At 74.4% G+C, this 16,460-nt stretch carries 18 protein-coding genes; 6 read left to right on the forward strand and 12 right to left on the reverse strand.

Annotation, left to right across the window (positions count from 1 at the left end):
* The 4 genes from ABZ914_RS17495 to ABZ914_RS17510 all read right to left on the reverse strand — a co-directional run.
* A partial coding sequence (locus ABZ914_RS17495; protein ID WP_500193992.1) for an NADH-quinone oxidoreductase subunit NuoF family protein occupies nt 1–998 on the reverse strand: 998 nt, incomplete at its 3' end.
* Nucleotides 995–1,780 (reverse strand): ferric reductase-like transmembrane domain-containing protein, encoded by a 786-nt coding sequence (locus tag ABZ914_RS17500; protein WP_500193994.1) that lies wholly within the window; start codon nt 1,778–1,780, stop codon nt 995–997. The genes ABZ914_RS17495 and ABZ914_RS17500, both read right to left, overlap by 4 nt.
* A 205-nt stretch (nt 1,781–1,985) precedes the next feature.
* Nucleotides 1,986–2,894 (reverse strand): SDR family oxidoreductase, encoded by a 909-nt coding sequence (locus ABZ914_RS17505; protein ID WP_500193995.1) that lies wholly within the window; start codon nt 2,892–2,894, stop codon nt 1,986–1,988.
* On the reverse strand, nt 2,891–3,658 hold the full coding sequence (locus ABZ914_RS17510; protein ID WP_500193997.1) for an SDR family oxidoreductase: 768 nt from the start codon (nt 3,656–3,658) through the stop codon (nt 2,891–2,893). The genes ABZ914_RS17505 and ABZ914_RS17510 overlap by 4 nt, the downstream gene beginning before the upstream one ends.
* A gap of 64 nt (nt 3,659–3,722) precedes the next feature.
* Here ABZ914_RS17510 and ABZ914_RS17515 point away from each other — a divergent pair, with 64 nt between their 5' ends.
* Genes ABZ914_RS17515 through ABZ914_RS17530 form a run of 4 tightly spaced genes read left to right on the forward strand, consistent with a single transcriptional unit; the run spans nt 3,723 to nt 7,115 of the window.
* Entirely contained in the window at nt 3,723–4,469 is a 747-nt protein-coding gene (locus ABZ914_RS17515) for an enoyl-CoA hydratase family protein (RefSeq protein ID WP_190858472.1), read from the forward strand.
* Nucleotides 4,466–5,326 carry a CoA transferase subunit A gene (locus ABZ914_RS17520; RefSeq protein ID WP_500193999.1) on the forward strand — a complete coding sequence of 287 codons (861 nt, stop codon included), beginning with the start codon at nt 4,466–4,468 and terminating at the stop codon, nt 5,324–5,326. Before ABZ914_RS17515 ends, ABZ914_RS17520 begins: the two co-directional genes overlap by 4 nt.
* The gene (locus tag ABZ914_RS17525; RefSeq protein WP_500194001.1) at nt 5,323–6,054 is read left to right on the forward strand and encodes a CoA-transferase subunit beta; all 732 of its coding nucleotides are present in this window, start codon (nt 5,323–5,325) and stop codon (nt 6,052–6,054) included. The genes ABZ914_RS17520 and ABZ914_RS17525 overlap by 4 nt, the downstream gene beginning before the upstream one ends.
* Entirely contained in the window at nt 6,054–7,115 is a 1,062-nt protein-coding gene (locus ABZ914_RS17530; RefSeq protein WP_500194003.1) for an NAD(P)H-dependent flavin oxidoreductase, read from the forward strand. Before ABZ914_RS17525 ends, ABZ914_RS17530 begins: the two co-directional genes overlap by 1 nt.
* A 50-nt stretch (nt 7,116–7,165) precedes the next feature.
* On the opposite strand, the gene ABZ914_RS17535 is transcribed toward ABZ914_RS17530, so the two are convergent.
* Nucleotides 7,166–7,780 carry a TetR/AcrR family transcriptional regulator gene (locus tag ABZ914_RS17535; RefSeq protein WP_500194004.1) on the reverse strand — a complete coding sequence of 205 codons (615 nt, stop codon included), beginning with the start codon at nt 7,778–7,780 and terminating at the stop codon, nt 7,166–7,168.
* A 68-nt stretch (nt 7,781–7,848) separates the two neighbouring features.
* Between ABZ914_RS17535 and ABZ914_RS17540 the strand changes: the two genes are divergently transcribed.
* Both ABZ914_RS17540 and ABZ914_RS17545 read left to right on the forward strand, forming a co-directional pair.
* Nucleotides 7,849–8,424 (forward strand): peroxiredoxin-like family protein, encoded by a 576-nt coding sequence (locus ABZ914_RS17540; RefSeq protein WP_500194006.1) that lies wholly within the window; start codon nt 7,849–7,851, stop codon nt 8,422–8,424.
* A gap of 2 nt (nt 8,425–8,426) precedes the next feature.
* Entirely contained in the window at nt 8,427–9,197 is a 771-nt protein-coding gene (locus ABZ914_RS17545; protein ID WP_500194007.1) for a class I SAM-dependent methyltransferase, read from the forward strand.
* A gap of 3 nt (nt 9,198–9,200) precedes the next feature.
* Here ABZ914_RS17545 and ABZ914_RS17550 read toward each other — a convergent pair whose 3' ends face one another.
* The 7 genes from ABZ914_RS17550 to ABZ914_RS17580 all read right to left on the reverse strand — a co-directional run bounded on the left by ABZ914_RS17550 (nt 9,201) and on the right by ABZ914_RS17580 (nt 16,335).
* Nucleotides 9,201–10,181: a quinone oxidoreductase family protein gene (locus ABZ914_RS17550; protein WP_500194009.1), complete on the reverse strand. Its 981-nt coding sequence runs from the start codon at nt 10,179–10,181 to the stop codon at nt 9,201–9,203.
* On the reverse strand, nt 10,181–11,185 hold the full coding sequence (locus tag ABZ914_RS17555) for an aldo/keto reductase (protein ID WP_500194010.1): 1,005 nt from the start codon (nt 11,183–11,185) through the stop codon (nt 10,181–10,183). Before ABZ914_RS17555 ends, ABZ914_RS17550 begins: the two co-directional genes overlap by 1 nt.
* Before the next feature lie 109 nt (nt 11,186–11,294).
* Nucleotides 11,295–12,155 carry a helix-turn-helix transcriptional regulator gene (locus tag ABZ914_RS17560; protein ID WP_500194012.1) on the reverse strand — a complete coding sequence of 287 codons (861 nt, stop codon included), beginning with the start codon at nt 12,153–12,155 and terminating at the stop codon, nt 11,295–11,297.
* A gap of 106 nt (nt 12,156–12,261) precedes the next feature.
* Entirely contained in the window at nt 12,262–13,473 is a 1,212-nt protein-coding gene (locus ABZ914_RS17565; protein WP_500194014.1) for a CaiB/BaiF CoA transferase family protein, read from the reverse strand.
* A gap of 7 nt (nt 13,474–13,480) precedes the next feature.
* Complete coding sequence (locus ABZ914_RS17570) at nt 13,481–14,656, reverse strand: acyl-CoA dehydrogenase family protein (protein ID WP_500194016.1); 1,176 nt, start codon at nt 14,654–14,656, stop codon at nt 13,481–13,483.
* Nucleotides 14,657–14,711: 55 nt separating this feature from the next.
* The gene (locus ABZ914_RS17575) at nt 14,712–15,500 is read right to left on the reverse strand and encodes an enoyl-CoA hydratase/isomerase family protein (protein ID WP_500194017.1); all 789 of its coding nucleotides are present in this window, start codon (nt 15,498–15,500) and stop codon (nt 14,712–14,714) included.
* A gap of 139 nt (nt 15,501–15,639) precedes the next feature.
* Entirely contained in the window at nt 15,640–16,335 is a 696-nt protein-coding gene (locus tag ABZ914_RS17580; RefSeq protein ID WP_500194019.1) for a GntR family transcriptional regulator, read from the reverse strand.
* Nucleotides 16,336–16,460 lie beyond the last annotated feature (125 nt).

Raw genomic sequence — 16,460 nt, forward strand, 5'->3', positions numbered from 1 at the left:
GGCCCGCACTGCCCGGCCGACTCGGCGGCCAGGTACCCGGCGACGCGCGCGGCCTCGCCGAGCGGGCAGGTGCCGCGCCCGACCGGCATGACGATCCCGGCGCCGAGCGCGCCGCCCGCCGCCGCGAGCCCGGCGCGCGACACCGCGGTCCGGGTCGCGACCTCGCCCTTCAGCCAGGCGCCGTGGTACCCGCCGACCAGCACTCCCTCGCCCGCCCGCGCGCCGCACAGGTCGAGCAGGTGGCCGAGCGGGGCCCCGGCGGGCGTCTCCACCACGGCCGGGAAGCGGGCCGAGCCGGTCACGGTCAGCAGCACCGTGCCGGGCTCGTCGGGCGTCCCGACCTTCCGGTACCCGGCGGGGCCGAGCCCGGCGAGCACGGCCAGCTGGGCGTAGGTCTCGGCGTTGGACAGCAGCGTGGGCAGGCCGTCCACGCCGCGGGTCGAGGCGCGGCCCTTGCGGCCGGGCGGGATCGGGCGCTTGCCGTTGATGCCGCGCACCAGCGCCCCGCTCTCGCCGGTGACGAACCGCTCCGGCAGCAGCGCCACCCGGGCCCGGCCGCCGAGGTCGCGCTCGGCGATCGCGTCCCGCACCGACGCGGCCGCCGTCCCGTCCGTCACGGCGACGATGATCTCCAGCGAGCCGAGCGCGGTCGCGGCGAGGGCGGCGCCGTCCAGGATCAGGTGCGGCGCGCCGCGCAGCAGCGCCTTGTCCTTGGCGCTGCCGGGCTCGCCCTCGGTGCCGTTGACGACCACGATCGTCCGCTTGCCGCGCCGCACGGCGCTGTCGGCGGTCGCCCGCAGCTTGCGCGCGAACGGGAACGCGGCGCCGCCACGCCCGTGCAGCCGCCCCTCCTCGCACAGCGCGACGAGCTGGTCGGTGGTGAGGGGGCGCGGGTGCGGATGCAGGGCGCGGTGGGCGTCCCAGTCGAGGCGTCCCCCGTCGGCGAGCCCCTTGGTGAGGCGCGGCGGGCCGACGTGCCGGACGGCGAGCGCGCTCACGGCGTCCTCCTCTCCCGGGGCCGCAGGACGGGGCGGGCGGCGAGCGCGAGCACGACTCCGGCCACGCACAGCAGGTAGCCCGCCGTCACCCACACGGCGGGGGCGCGGCCGGAGGTCAGGCCGTGCCAGATCCCGAGCGGCCACGCCGCGTACGCGGTGAGGTGCGTGGCCCGCCATATCCACGGATGCCGGGTGCCGGCGAACCGGCCGCGCGCGATGCCCCCGGCCACGGCGATGATCAGGAGGTAGAAGGCGATGACGCCGATGTCGTAGTCGGCGGCGTGCCGGCCGGGCAGCGGCAGGAACGCCCCGGCGATCCCGACCCGGTGCTCGGCGAGCTGCGAGTCGATGTGGACGGCCAGCATCGCCACGGCGAGGAACGCGGTGGCCCGGTGCACGGCCTGGGCCCGCAGCCGGTGCCGGGAGGCGAGGATCGCGCGGTCGGTGGCCAGCAGCCCGATCATGACCGTCAGCGACAGCGCGACCAGCGCGAAGACCCCGCAGTAGAAGTCCAGGAACCGGCCGACCGGGCGCAGCGGGGACGGCGATCCGCCGGACTCGGCGCCGAAGCCGAGGAGGGCGCCGGCCACGACGGCCGCGGCCGCCCCCGCGGCGACGCGGCCCCGGCGTCCGCCGCTCCGCTCCCGCCGCTCCGGCGCGACGGCGGGAGCCGCCACGGGCCGGGGGCGGCCGCCGGGCCCGGCGAGGAACGCGCCGGTCATCTCGTGGGCGGGGCCGCGGCGCGGCACGTCCCCTGGCGGCGGACCCTCAACAGGAGCCATGGCGGCACCCCCTGCCTCTCACGTCGTCCGGGGACATTCCCCGGCACCTACGACGCGTGGTCGCCACGATCCGGTTCGGTGACACGACCATCCCCCATCCCCCGTCGATATCCGGAATGGTGGCAGGTCAGGGCGGTTCCACGGAGGTTCGCGACCGGAACCGGCCGCGCCCGGCGCGGGCGAGGGGCGCGGGCGAGGGGGTGAATCAGCCCGCGCCGTACACCGGCTCGGGCCCCGGGGCCTCGGCGAGGAGGCCGGCGACGACCTCGCCGACCTCGGCGGGGTCCCAGCGAGCGCCCTTGTCGGCCGTGGGTCCGTGCCGGAACGCGTCCATCACGCAGATCTTGCCGCCCTCGGCCTCGAAGACCCGGCCGGTGACGCCCTTGGACTGCGCGGACCCGAGCCAGACGACCAGCGGCGACACGTTCTCCGGCGCCATCGCGTCGAACTCGCCCTCGGCCGGCGCGGCCATCGTCTGCGCGAAGACCTCCTCGGTCATCCGGGTGCGGGCGGCGGGCGCGATCGCGTTGACGTTCACCCCGTACCGGCCGAGCTCGGCGGAGGCGACGAGGGTGAGCCCGACGATGCCGGCCTTCGCGGCCGAGTAGTTGCCCTGGCCGACGCTGCCGAGCAGGCCCGCGCCGGACGAGGTGTTGATCACGCGGGCGTCCACGGGGCGGCCCGCCTTGCTCTCGGCCCGCCAGTACTGCCCGGCGTGCTTGAGCGGCAGGAAGTGCCCCTTGAGGTGGACGCGCATCACCGCGTCCCACTCGTCCTCGGAAAGGTTGATCAGCATCCGGTCGCGGAGGAAACCGGCGTTGTTGACGAGGGTGTCGAGGCGGCCGAAGGTGTCCACCGCGGTGGCGACGAGCGCGGCGGCACCCGCGTCGGTGGCGATGTCGTCGGTGCTGGCCACGGCCCGCCCGCCGAGCGCCTCGATCTCCTTGACGACGTCCTGGGCGGGGCCGCCGGAGGCGTCGCCGCTGCCGTCGCGGGCCACGCCCAGGTCGTTGACGACGACGAGGGCGCCCTGCCGGGCGAACTCCAGCGCGTGCGCGCGGCCGAGCCCGCGCCCGGCTCCGGTGACGGCGACCACGCGGTCCTTGCAGATCATCGCGACTCCTCCTTGTTCACGGTGGCGGCGTCCAGGAACGCGGGGCGCTCTCCCCCGCCGTGCAGCAGCATCTGCGACCCGGTGACGTAGGACGCCAGGTCCGAGGCCAGGTAGACGCAGGCCGCGCCGACCTCGAACGGGTCGCCGAGGCGGCCCATCGGGACGGTGCGGCCGACGGCCTCGACGCCCGCCTCGTCCCCGTAGTGCAGGTGCGCCAGCTCGGTGCGGATCATGCCGAGGACCAGCGTGTTGACCCGCACCCGCGGCGCCCACTCGACGGCCAGCGACTGGGTGAGGCTGTGCAGCCCGGCCTTGGCGGCGCCGTACGCGGCGGTGCCCGGCGACGGCCGGACCCCGCTGACGCTGCCGATGTTGACCACCGAGGAGCCGTCCGGCATCAGCGGGCGCAGCGTCCGCGCCATGATCAGCGGTCCGGTCAGGTTCAGCTCGATGATCTTGAGGTGGGTGCGCAGCGGCCCGTCGGTGAGCGGCAGGAAAGGCGCGCCGCCCGCGTTGTTGACCAGGACGTCGACCCGGTCGAGCCCGGCGGCGAACGCCTCGGCGGCGTCGGCGTCCCGGACGTCCAGCGAGACGAACGCCGCCTTGCGGCCGCCGCCCTGGGGCAGCGCGTCCGGCTCGCGCCGGGCCACCGCGATCACGTCGGCGCCCGCCTCCAGGAAGGCGCGGCTGATCCCCGCACCGACCCCGCGCGCGCCTCCGGTGACCACGACGGTCTTTCCCGCCAGGTCCAGCGTCAGTGACATCCCGCCTCCTCCGAGCCCCTCTGCTACGGTCTGTTCTAACAAATGTTTGGTGGAAAGGTAGCGCATGGGAGTCTCCACCACGACCCTGGACGGGGTCGCCGAGATCGTCGTGGACGCGCCGCCGGTCAACGCACTGACCGTCGCGGGCTGGTTCGAACTGGCCGACGCGGTGCTCGCGGCCGGCCGCGACCCGCAGGTCGGCGCCGTCGTGCTCCGGGCCGAGGGCCGGGGCTTCAACGCGGGCGTCGACATCAAGGAGATGCAGCGGACCGATGGCCACACCGCGCTGGTGGGGGCCAACCGGGGCTGCTTCGCGGCGTTCGCCGCCGTCTACGACTGCGAGGTGCCGGTCGTCGCCGCGGTGCACGGCTTCTGCCTCGGCGGCGGCATCGGCCTGGCGGGCAACGCCGACATCGTCGTGGCGTCCGACGACGCCTTCTTCGGCCTGCCCGAGGTCGACCGGGGGGCGCTCGGCGCCGCGACGCACCTGGCCCGGCTCGTCCCGCAGCACCTGATGCGCGCGATGGTCTACACGTGCCGCAACGTGACCGCGGCCGAGCTCCACCACCACGGCTCGGTGCTGGAGGTCGTCCCGAAGGACGAGCTGCGCGCCAAGGCGCTGGAGGTCGCCGGGAACATCGCGGCGAAGGACAGGTACGTGATCCGGCGCGCCAAGGAGTCGCTGAACGGCATCGACCCGGTCGACGTCCGCCGCAGCTACCGCTACGAGCAGGGGTTCACGTTCGAGCTGAACCTCATGGGCGCGGGCGACGAGCACCGCGACGCCTTCGTCGCCAAGGGGGCCAAGTGAGCAAGGTTCTCTCCATCCAGGAGATCGTCGGGTCGCTGGAGAGCGGCATGACGCTCGGGATCGGCGGCTGGGGCTCGCGGCGCAAGCCGATGGCCCTGGTCCGGGCGCTGTGCCGCTCGGACGTGACCGACCTCACGGTGGTGACCTACGGCGGCCCGGACGTCGGGCTGCTGTGCGCGGCCGGCAAGGTCCGCCGGCTCGTCACCGCGTTCGTGACCATGGACTCGATCCCGCTGGAGCCGCACTTCCGGCAGGCCCGGCAGACCGGGTCGATCGAGCTGACCGAGTACGACGAGGGCATGTTCATGTTCGGGCTGTACGCGGCGGCGCACCGGCTGCCGTTCCTGCCCACCCCGGTCGGGCTCGGCTCGGACGTGATGCGCGTCAACCCGGAGTTGAAGACGATCCGGTCGCCGTACGAAGACGGGCAAGAGCTCGTCGCCGTCCCGGCGCTGAAGATGGACGCGGCGCTGATCCACATGAACCGCGCCGACGCGCGCGGCAACGCCCAGTACCTCGGCGCCGACCCGTACATGGACGACCTGTTCGCCAAGGCCGCGGACCGGACGTACATCTCCTGCGAGCGGCTGGTGGACACCGCCGACTTCGCCAAGGAGGGCCCGCCGCAGTCGATGCTGATCAGCCGGGCGCAGGTCGCGGGCGTGGTGGAGACGCCGAACGGCGCGCACTTCACCGACTGCGAGCCCGACCACCGCCGCGACGAGGCGTTCCAGAAGCTGTACGCGAAGTCGGCGGGCGACCCGGAGGCGTGGGCGGCGTTCCGCGACCGGTTCCTGTCCGGCGACGAGGCCGCGTACCAGGACGCGGTCCGGACCTGGCAGGAGGAGTCCCGATGAGCGATGTGACGAGGGCCGAGGTCTGCGCGGTCGCCTGCGCTGAGCTGTTCCGGGGCGACGGGGAGATCGTGGCGGCGGCGGTCGCCGGCTTCGTGCCGATGCTGGGCTCGCGGCTCGCGCGGGCCACGTTCGAGCCGGACCTGCTGACGACCGACGGCGGGCCGACGCTGAGCGCCGAGCCCGTCCCGCTGGGCCGCACGGCGGAGGTGGCGGAGGGCTGGCTGCCGTTCCGCGACCACCTGTGGCTGGTGCTGAACGCCCGGCGGCACGTGGTGATGGGGCCGTCGCAGATCGACCGGTACGGCAACACCAACATCTCGTGCATCGGCGACTGGGGGCGGCCGACGCGGCAGCTCCTCGGGTCGCGCGGCGGGCCGGGCAACACGCTGCTGAACCCGACGAGCTACTGGGTGCCGAAGCACTCGACGCGGGTGTTCACCGACACGGTCGACTTCGTCAGCGGCGTCGGCTGGGACCGGGGCGCGCACGAGATCCGCGCCGTGGTGAGCAACCTGGCGGTGCTGGACTTCGACACCCCCGACCACCGGATGCGGTTGCGCTCGGTACACCCCGGCGTGACCGTCGAGGACGTCGTGGCCGCCACCGGGTTCGAGCTGGCCGTCCCGGACGAGGTGCCGCAGACCCGTCTCCCGGACGACGAGGAGCTGCGGGTCATGCGCGAGGTGCTCGACCCGAAGGGGCTGCGCGAGCGGGAGGTCCCGGCCTGATGGAGCAGCGGCTCGACACCCCGCTGACCCGGCTGACGGGCGTGCGGCACCCGGTCGTCCAGACGGGCATGGGCTGGGTGGCCGGCCCGCGCCTGGTCACCGCGGTCGCGAACGCGGGCGGTCTCGGGATCCTGGCGTCGGCGACGATGACGCTGGACCAGCTCGCGGACGCGATCCACGAGGTGAAGGACCGCACGGACGCGCCGTTCGGGGTCAACCTGCGGGCCGACGCCGGGGACGCCGGCGACCGCATCGACCTGCTGATCAAGGAGGGCGTGAAGGTCGCGTCGTTCGCGCTCGCGCCGAAGAAGGAGCTGATCGCCAAGCTCAAGGACGCGGGCCTCGTCGTGATCCCGTCCGTGGGCGCGCGGCGGCACGCGGAGAAGGTGGCGGGCTGGGGCGCGGACGCGGTGCTGGTGCAGGGCGGCGAGGGCGGCGGGCACACCGGCGCCGTCGCCACCACGCTGCTGCTGCCGCAGGTCGTGGACGCGGTCGACATCCCGGTGATCGCGGCCGGCGGCTTCTTCGACGGGCGCGGGCTCGCCGCCGCGCTGTCCTACGGGGCGGCGGGCGTGGCGATGGGCACCCGGTTCCTGCTGACCTCCGACAGCTCGGTCCCCGACGCGGTCAAGCAGGTGTACCTGAAGACGGGCGAGACGGTCGTGACCCGGCAGGTCGACGGGATGCCGCACCGGGTGCTGCGCAGCGCGCTGGTGGACGGCCTGGAGTCGTCCGGCCGGGTCAGCGGGCTGGTCCGGGCGCTGCGCAACGGGGCCCGGTTCAAGAAGCTGTCCGGGATGTCGTGGCGCGCGATGATCGCGGACGGGAAGGCGATGAAGCACGGCAAGGACCTGTCCTGGTCGCAGGTCCTCATGGCGGCCAACACCCCGATGCTGCTGAAGGCGGCGATGGTGGACGGCCGTCCCGATCTCGGCGTGATGGCGTCGGGCCAGGTCGTCGGGGTCATCGACGACCTGCCGAGCTGCGTCCAGCTCATCGACGGGATCGTGGAACAGGCCGTGCAGGCCATCGGCGCGCAGCAGGCGCTGCTGGTGCGTTAGGCGGTGCTGATGCGTCAGACGGTGCTGGTGTTTTAGACGATGCCGGTGCGTTAGGCGGTGCCGAGGCCGCGCAGCACGGCCGCCAGTCCCCCGCGGAACTCCTCGTCGGGGCCGATGTGGCGGGCGTGCCGCGCGGTCTCCGCCATGTTCGGGAACCGGTCGGCGGGCAGCGCGGCGATGGCGGCCGTTCCCTCGCCCTCCAGCGGGCCGAGGTGCTCCAGCTGGATGGCGCCGATGATGTAGGCGATCACCGCGCGGAGGGCGACGGCGGCGCGCGGCCCGGTGATGCCGGCGTCGTGCAGGATGCCGGCCACCGTCTCGCCCCAGCACAGCGACCCGGTCGAGTCGTGCCGGTGCGTGAGCGTCAGCGGCATGATCGCCGCGTGCGCGCCGAACGCCTTCCGCAGCCGCAGCGCCATCGTCACGATCCTCTCCTCCCACGGCCCGCCGGGCGGCGGCGTGGGGTCGACCTCCGCGTAGACGAGGTCGATGACGAGGCCTTCCAGCTCCTCCCGGTCGCGGACGTACCGGTACAGCGCCATGGTGCTCAGCTTGAGCTCCTTGGCGACGGCGCGCATGGACAGCCCGGCGAGGCCGTCCCGGTCGATGACGGCGAGCGCCGCGGCGGCGACCTGGTCCTGGGTGAGCGAGCGGGGTCTCGGCATGGCATTTGACAGCGTACGGCATACGCTTACGATCGTAAGCGTATGCCGTACACCTAAGGAGCGCGCCGATGCGTCTCGTCCCCGGTTCCGACGTCCCCGCCCGCGAGCTGACCCCGGTCGGCGGCCCCGCCGTCCCCGTGCCCGACCCGGGCCGCCTCGTCCACCTGCAGTTCCGCCGGTTCGCGGGCTGCCCGATCTGCAACCTGCACCTGCGCTCGTTCGTCACCCGGCACGCCGAGATCGAGGCCGCCGGGATCCGCGAGATCGTGGTGTTCCACTCCACCGAGGAGGAACTGCGCGAGCACGTCCCCGGACTCCCGTTCCCCGTCGTCGGGGACCCCCGCAAGCGCCTGTACGCCGAGTTCGGCGTCGAGTCAGCGCGCCGCGCGCTGCTCGACCCCCGGGTGTGGGGCCCGCTCGCCTGGTCCTCGGTCATCAAGACCTGGCGGGTGCTCCGGGGCCGCGAGCGCCCGCCGGCCGCCCGCCCGACCGGCGGCCGGCTGGGCCTGCCCGGCGACTTCCTGATCGGCGCGGACGGGCGGCTCATCGCGGCGAAGTACGGCGAGCACGCCTACGACCAGTGGTCGGTCGACGAACTGCTCGCCCTGGCCGCCGAGGCGCCCGCCCCGGCGCGGAAGGCATGACCATGGGGACCATCGACCGCGTCGCCGACGCCGCCCGCTACGAGGTGATCAGCGGCGGGTACGACGACGCCCTGTTCGCCGCCGCCGCCGTCCCTCCCGCCGGGCGCGTGCTCGACGTCGGCTGCGGCTACGGCGCGACCTCGCGGCGCGCCGCACGGCTCGCCGCCCGCGGAAGCGTCCTCGGCAACGACATCGCGGAGCCCCTGCTCGCCCAGGCCCGCGCTTTCGCCGACCGCGAGGGCCTGGGCAATGTCGCGTTCGAGGCGGGCGACGCGCAGACGCATCCCTTCCGCCACGGCGAGTTCGACGTCGCGATCAGCCGGTTCGGCATGATGTTCTTCCGCGACCCCGTGGCCGCCTTCGGCAACGTCCGCCGGGCCCTGAAGCCGGGAGGACGGCTGGTGTTCACGACCGTCGGCCCGCCCGGCGGCAACGACCTGCCGGGCATCGTCGCGGCGGCCATGCCCCCGGCGCCGGCGGGCGGACCCCCGTCCGACGTGCACTCGCTGTCCGACCCCGACCGGATCGCCGCCGTGCTCGGCGCGGCCGGGTTCGCCGACGTCCGCTCCGAAAAGGTCGAGACGTCCATCGTCCTCGGACCGGACGCGGAGGCGGCCGCCTCGTTCCTCCTCGCCTGGGGCGCCTTCGGCGGCGCCTTGGACGAGGCCGCCGCCGGCCGCGCGCGGGCCGCGCTGACCGGCGCGGCCCGCCCGTTCGAGACGCCCGGCGGCGTCCGGCTGCGGAGCACCGCATGGCTGGTCACGGCGGTGTGAGCGTCAGCTGCGCACCGCGAGGACGAGCTTGCCGGTCGTGGCGCCCGACTCGATGCGGCGGTGTGCCTCCGCGGCCTGCTCCAAGGGCAGCTCCTCCACCTGGAGCCGCAGGTCGCCGGAGGCCGCGGCGGCCACGGCGCGGCGCAGGGCCCGGCCCGCCTCGGCCGGGAACGCGCCCGAGAACGCCGCGAGGTTGAACCCCGACACGGACTTGTTGCTGAACCACAGCTCGTTCGCCGACACGCCCACGTCGTCCGCGCCCGACGCGTTGCCCATGACGATCATCCGGCCCATCGGGGCGAGGGCGTCGAGGCTGGTGCGGCGCGCCGGGCCGCCGACCATGTCGACCACGATGTCGAACCCGCGCCCGCCGGTGAGGTCCGCGACCCGGTCCGGCAGCTCGTCGCGGAGCACGACGTCGTCGTAGCCGAAGCCGCGCGCCGTCTCGATCTTCGCCGGGCCGCCGACGGTGCCGACCACGCGGCCCGCGCCGAGCTGCCGCGCCGCCTGGCCGAGCTGGCTGCCGACCCCTCCGGCGGCGGCGTGCACGAGCACGGTCTCGCCGGGCTCGATCCGCGCCGCCCGGTCCAGGACGAGGAACGCGGTCGTGCTGTTGGACGGGATCGCGGCCGCGACGTCCAGGCCGAGGTCGAGACCGTCCAGCGGCGCGACCAGGTCGGCGGAGGTGACGACGGCCTCGGCGTACCCGCCGCTGTCCACGATCGTCAGCGCGGCGACGGGCTGTCCGGGCCGCAGCCCCTCGACCTCGGGGCCGACCGCGCGGACGTGCCCGGACACCTCGATGCCGGGGACGAACGGCAGCGGCACGTCCACGACGCCCCGCCGGTACAGCACCTCGGCGAAGTTGGCGCCCGCGTAGGCGACGTCGATCGACACCTGCCCCGGCCCCGGCTCGGGGACCTTGACCTCGTCCACGCGCAGCACGTCGGCCTCGCCGAACGCGGGAATGGTGACGGCCTTCATCAGTAACGCCCTCCAACGGCCGCGGGAACGGCGTCCAGCTCGGCCAGGTCGGCCTCGGTGAGGTCCAGGTCGGCGGCGGCGGCGTTGTCGCGCAGGTACCGCTGCTTCTTGGTGCCGGGGATGGGGATGACGTGGTCGCCCTGCGCGAGCGTCCAGGCGATGGCGACCTGCGCCGGGGTGGCGCCGTGCCGCTCGGCGACCGCCTTGACGACGTCGACGATGCGCAGGTTGGCCTTCAGCGCCTCCTCCTGGAAGCGCGGGTTGGCGCCGCGGAAGTCGCCGTCCTCGAAGTCGGCCGCGGTGACGGTCCCGGTGAGGAACCCCCGGCCGAGCGGCGAGAACGGGACGAACGCCGCCCCGTTGGCAGCGCACCAGCCGACCACGTCGCCCGCCTCGCCGGCGCCCGAGACCGCACCGGCGCCGGCGGACTCCGCCGCGGGCTGCCCCATCGCGTCCCGCGTCCACAGCGACAGCTCCGACTGGATCGCCGCCACCGGGTGGATCGCGTGCGCCTCGGCCGCCTGCGCGACGCTGACCTCCGACAGTCCCAGCCGCCGCACCTTGCCCTCGGCGACCAGTTCCGCCATCGCGCCCCAGGTGTCGGCCAGCGGCACGTCCGGGTCGACGCGGTGCAGGTAGTAGAGGTCGATCACGTCGGTGTCCAGGCGGCGGAGGCTGTCCTCGGCGGACGCCTTGACGTGCTCGGGCCGCCCGTTGCGGACGATCTTCCTGGTGGCGAGCGACTCCACGACCAGGCCCGTCTTGGTGGCGAGCACCGCCTCGTCGCGGCGGCCCGCGAGGGCCCGCCCGACCAGCGTCTCGTTGTGGCCGTCGCCGTAGGGCTGCGCGGTGTCCAGGAAGGTGACGCCCAGGTCGAGCGCCTCGCGGATCAGCGCCACCGACGCGTCGTCGTCGCGCTCGGACTCGGTGTAGGCCCAGCTCATGCCCATGCAGCCCAGCCCGACGGCGCCCACCGGCGTACCCGCGAAATCACGATTCCTCACGGCCGTTCCCTTCGTCTGGTTCGTTCGGGAACGATCGTGCCGGATCGCCGGAGAAGCAGGCAGACCGCGCTCATCCTGGGTCTGCCACCACCACCCTCGCGGGCGGGGGTCAGCTCGCCGCGGCCAGACGGCGCCGCGCCATCAGCCGCTCCAGGCGTTCCATGGTCCCGGTGCCGGGCCGCGGGTTCTGCAGCACGAGGTCGGTGCCGGGGCGGTCGGCGAGCGGCAGCAGCGTCCCCTCGAAGATCATCTCGCCGGCCTCCGGGTGCCGGACGCCCTTGACCGCCTGCGTGGCGGCGCTCACGTCGTGCCGGGGCCACAGCTCGGCGAACTCCGGGCTGACCTCGATCATGTCCTCGGCGATCCGGCCGAACTCGGGGTCGTCGGGATAGCGGGCCGCGTCCGCGCGGAACCGGGCGACGACGCCCGGGGCGGCGGCGGCCCACTCCAGGTGCATGCTCCGGTAGCGGGCGTTGGTGAAGAACGTCACCAGGCAGTTGTGGTCCACGTCGGAGAACCCGAACACCTCGCGGGCCGCGTCGTTGATCGCGACGAAGTTCCAGTGCCGGTCCCGGACGTAGGCGGGCCGCGGCGACCACGCGTCCAGCACCCGCCGCAGCTCCGGCGTGATCGGGGCGGCGGGGCCGGCCTCCCGCCGCGGCGGGTTCAGCCCGGCCAGCAGGTACAGGTGCTCGCGCTCGGCGGCGTCGAGCCGGAGGGCGCGGGCGATGGCGTCCAGCACGTCGCCGGAGACCTTGATGTCGCGGCCCTGCTCCAGCCACGTGTACCAGGACACGCCGACCCCGGCGAGCACGGCGACCTCCTCGCGCCGCAGGCCCGGCGTCCGGCGCCGGCCCGCGTCGGGCATGCCGACGTCGGAGGGCGTGAGCCGGGCGCGGCGGGTCCGCAGGAAGTCGCGCATCTCCTCGCGGCGGCGGTCGGGGGCGGAGGGCGGGGTCGTGCTGGCCATGCCGCCACGATATCCGGTGGTCCGGCCGTGATCGCCGGGGCGGCGGCCGGGCGGGCGGCGCGCCGGTCACGTGGCGGGCGCGCCGGTCACGTGGCGGGCGCGCCGGTCACGTGGCGGGCGGGGCCTCCGCGTGCAGCCGCACGGTCCCGGCCCCGCTCAGCCGCGCGATGTCCGCGCCGTCGCGTCCGAGCTCGCGCAGGACCGCCTCGGTGTGCTCGCCGAGCGCCGGGACCGGGTCCATCCGCGCCTCGACGTCGGCGAAGGTGATCGGCGGGCGGATCGCGCGGATCGCCCCGACCGGCGAGCCGACCTCGCGCCAGCGGTCCCGCTCGGCGAGCTGCGGGTGCGCGATCAGCCCGTGCCCGTCGTTCAGCGACGCGTTCGCGACGCCCGCCTCGTCCAGCCGCCGCAGCAGTTCCGCGCGGTCCATCGCCGAGGTGACGCCGGCGACGATCGCGTCCACCTTCCCGCGGTTGCGGACCCGCGCCTGGTTCGTCGCGTACTCCGGATCGGTGACCAGGTCGGGACGGTCCAGGACGCCGGTCGCCAGCGCCGCCCAGCCGCGGTCGTTCTGCACGCCGATGACGACGTCGACCCCGTCGGCGGTCGGGTAGGCGTCGTAGGGGGAGATGACCGGATGGCTCAGCCGGGTCCGCGGCGGCACCGACCCCGTGTAGAGGGTCGTGTACATCGCCTGGCTCATCCACTCGGCGACCGCGTCGAACATCGTGACCTCGATCGCCGCGCCCTCGCCGGTGGTGCCGCGCCGGACGAGCGCGGCGAGCGTCCCGGAGAAGGCGTACATCCCGGCGGCGATGTCGGCCAGCGGGGAGCCCGCCTTCACCGGCGTCTCCGGGGTGCCCGTCACCGAGATCAGCCCCGCCTCGGCCTGGACGAGCATGTCGTAGGCGCGCTTGTCGCGGTACGGGCCGCGCGTCCCGTAGCCGGACATGTCGACGACGATCAGCCGGGGATCGCGGGCGCGCAGCCCGTCCGCGCCGAAGCCGAGACGGGCGGCGGCGCCGGGCGCGAGGTTCTGCAGGAACACGTCGGCGCCCGCGACCAGCTCGGCGAGGATCTCCCGCCCCTCGTCCCGCTTGAGGTCGAGCGCGACCGACTCCTTCGACCGGTTCAGCCACGCGAAGTGGGTGCCGAGCCCGCCGCGCACGTTGGCGTCGTAGGCGCGGGCGAAGTCGCCGCCGTCCACGCGCTCGACCTTGATGACGCGGGCGCCGAGGTCGGCGAGCTGCCGCGTGGCGAACGGCGCGGCGACCGCCTGTTCCAGCGCGACGACGGTGATGCCTTCGAGGGGGAGCATCGCGGTCTCAGTCCTCCAGCAGCCGGCGGCCGATGATCATCTTCTGGATGTCGGCGGTGCCCTCGCCGATCAGCAGCATCGGCGCCTCCCGGTAGAGGCGCTCGATCTCGTACTCCTTGGAGTAGGCGTAGCCGCCGTGGATGCGGAAGGAGTCCTCCACGACCTCCTTGCAGTACTCGCTGGCCAGGTACTTGGCCATGCCCGCCTCCAGGTCGTTGCGCTCGCCGGAGTCCTTGCGGCGCGCCGCCATCACCATCATCTGGTGGGCGGCCTCGACCTTGGTCGCCATCTCGGCGAGCCGGAACATGACCGCCTGGTGCTCGGCGATCGGCCTGCCGAACGTCTCGCGCCGCCGCGCGTAGTCGAGGGCCAGCTCGTAGGCGCGGCGCGCGACGCCGCAGCCGCGGGCCGCGACGTTGACGCGGCCGACCTCGACGCCGTCCATCATCTGGTAGAAGCCGCGGCCGGGCTCGCCGCCGAGGACCTGCGCGGCCGGGATCCGGTAGGAGTCGAAGATCAGCTCGGTCGTGTCGACGCCCTTGTACCCCATCTTCTCGATCTTCCCGGGGACGGTCAGGCCCGGCGCGACCTCCCCGAACCCGGGCGTCTTGTCGACCAGGAACGTCGTCATGCCGCGGTGGCCCGCGTCCGGGTCGGTCTTCACGAGGGTGGCGACGAGGTTGGCGGACCCGCCGTTGGTCAGCCACATCTTCTGCCCGTCGATCACGTACGCGTCGCCGTCGGGCACGGCGCGGGTCCTGATCGCCGACACGTCCGAGCCGCAGCCCGGCTCCGACATGGAGAACGCGCCGCGGATCTCACCGGCCGCCATCCTCGGCAGGTAGTGCGCCCGCTGCTCCGGCGTGCCGTGGTGGGTGATCATCCAGGCGACGATGAAGTGCGTGTTGACGATGCCGGACACGCTCATCCAGCCGCGCGACAGCTCCTCCACCGCGAGCGCGTAGGTCAGCAGCGACTCGCCGAGGCCGCCGTGCTCCTCGCCGATCATCAGCCCGAACAGGCCGAGCCGCTTCATCCCGTCCACGATCTCCTGCGGGTACGCGTCCGCGTGCTCCAGCTCCGTCGCGACCGGGAGGATCTCCTTGTCGACGAAGGCCCGCACCGTCGCCACGATCTCCCGCTGCTCGTCCGACAGCCCGTAGGTCTGCTGCAGCCTGCTCACGTTCCATTCCCTCCCGGATCACGCGCCTGTGCGAAGGAGCCGCCGCGCCGGCGGCTCAGCGGCCCTCGAAGCGGGGGGCGCGGCGCTCGGCGAACGCGGCGCGGCCCTCCGCGAAGTCGGCGGTGCCGAACAGCGCGGCCTGCTCCTCCCGCTCGGCCTCCAGCAGCCGCTTCAGGCTGTGGTCGGCGCGCGCGAGGAGCCGCTTGGCGGCGGCGACCGCGAGCGGGGCGAGCGACGCCGCGCCGGCGGCCAGCTCCAGCGCCGCGGCCAGGGCCCCGCCGGGCGGCGCGAGCGAGTCGGCGAGCCCGATCTCGCAGGCCCGCGGCGCGGGCACCGTCCGGCCGAACACGAGCATCTCCTTGGCGCGGCCCATCCCGACGCGCTGCGGGAGCGTCCACAGCAGCCCGCCGTCGGCGACCAGCCCGACCTTGCCGAACGCGGCGACGAACCGGGCGTCCTCGGCGGCCACCACGTGGTCGCAGGCGGCGGCGACGGACACGCCGAGCCCGGCGGCGGCGCCCTCGACGGCCGCGACCACCGGGGTCCCGCAGGTCGCGATGATCCGGACGGCCCGGTGCACCGGCGCCAGCCGCTCGCGGACCTCGTCGGGCCCGGCGCCCTCCATCGACCGCAGGTCGCCGCCCGCCGAGAACGTGCCGCCCGCGCCCGTCAGCACGATCGCGCGGACGGCCGGGTCGTCGGCGGCGCGGCGCAGCTCGTCCAGGAGCCGCAGGCGCATCGGGATGTCGATCGCGTTGCGCGCCTCGGGGCGGTTCAGCGTCAGGACCCGGGTCGCGTCGTGGTCGGCGACCTCGACGACGTCGCCGGCGGGGCCGCCGGTCACGCGTCCGCCGCCGATCGCCGCGCGGGGGCGCGCACCGCTCCGGAGTCCCGGTCGTCCATCGATCCCCTCCTCGCAATTTTTTATACGATATGGGGCGATGCCCGCCCCAGGGAAGGGCGGCCCCCTGGGAGCGCCTCCGTCAGTCCTTGTGGTCGGCCCAGAACCCCTGCGCCTCCAGGTGCACGACCAGCAGCGCCCCGGCGTGCCTGATGTGCGCCCGCATCGCACCGCGCGCGGCCTCGGGGTCCCCGGCCCGCAGCGCCGCCAGGATGAGCCGGTGGTCGTCGACGGAGGCCTGGCTCCAGCCCTGGATGCTGGAGTAGAAGCGGCGCGGCGCGTACCGCACCACGAGCTGGAGCAGCCACGCCGTCTTGGGCGACCCGGCGCACAGGTTGATCACCCGGTGGAACTGGTGGTTGGCCCGCTCGATGCCCTCGGCGTCCGCGGCCTTGGACGCCTGCTCCAGCAGCCGCTGCGTCCGGTCGAGCGCCTCCAGCTCGTCCGCCGTGATCTTCTCGGCGGCGCGGGAGGCCAGCTCACCGGCGAAGTACGCCTGCGCCTCGAACAGGTCCTGGACGTCCTGGCGCGACAGCGGCGCCGGCATGAACCCGCGCCGCGGCTCCAGCGTGACGAAGCCCTCGCCGCGCAGCGACAGCAGCGCCTCCCGGACCGGGGTGACGCTGATCCCGAGGTCGTCGGCGATCCGCTCCAGCCGCAGGAACTCCCCGTGCCGGACCTGGCCGGACATGATCAGCTCGCGGACGTAGGCGGCCACCTCGTCGCTGAGCTGGCGGCGCCTGCCGAGCGCCCGGTCGCCGGAACTCGCCACTGTCATCGTCTCCCCGTACGCCTGCCTGATCCCAACATTATGTAGGGACGGACTGTCCCCCTCGTGTCCGATCAGCCGGTTCCGGCCTCCAGCGAGTTGACAGTGGTGATTTTCAAATCAAATATATGAAA

This window comes from Spirillospora sp. NPDC046719, assembly GCF_040645715.1.
Lineage (GTDB): Bacteria > Actinomycetota > Actinomycetes > Streptosporangiales > Streptosporangiaceae > Spirillospora.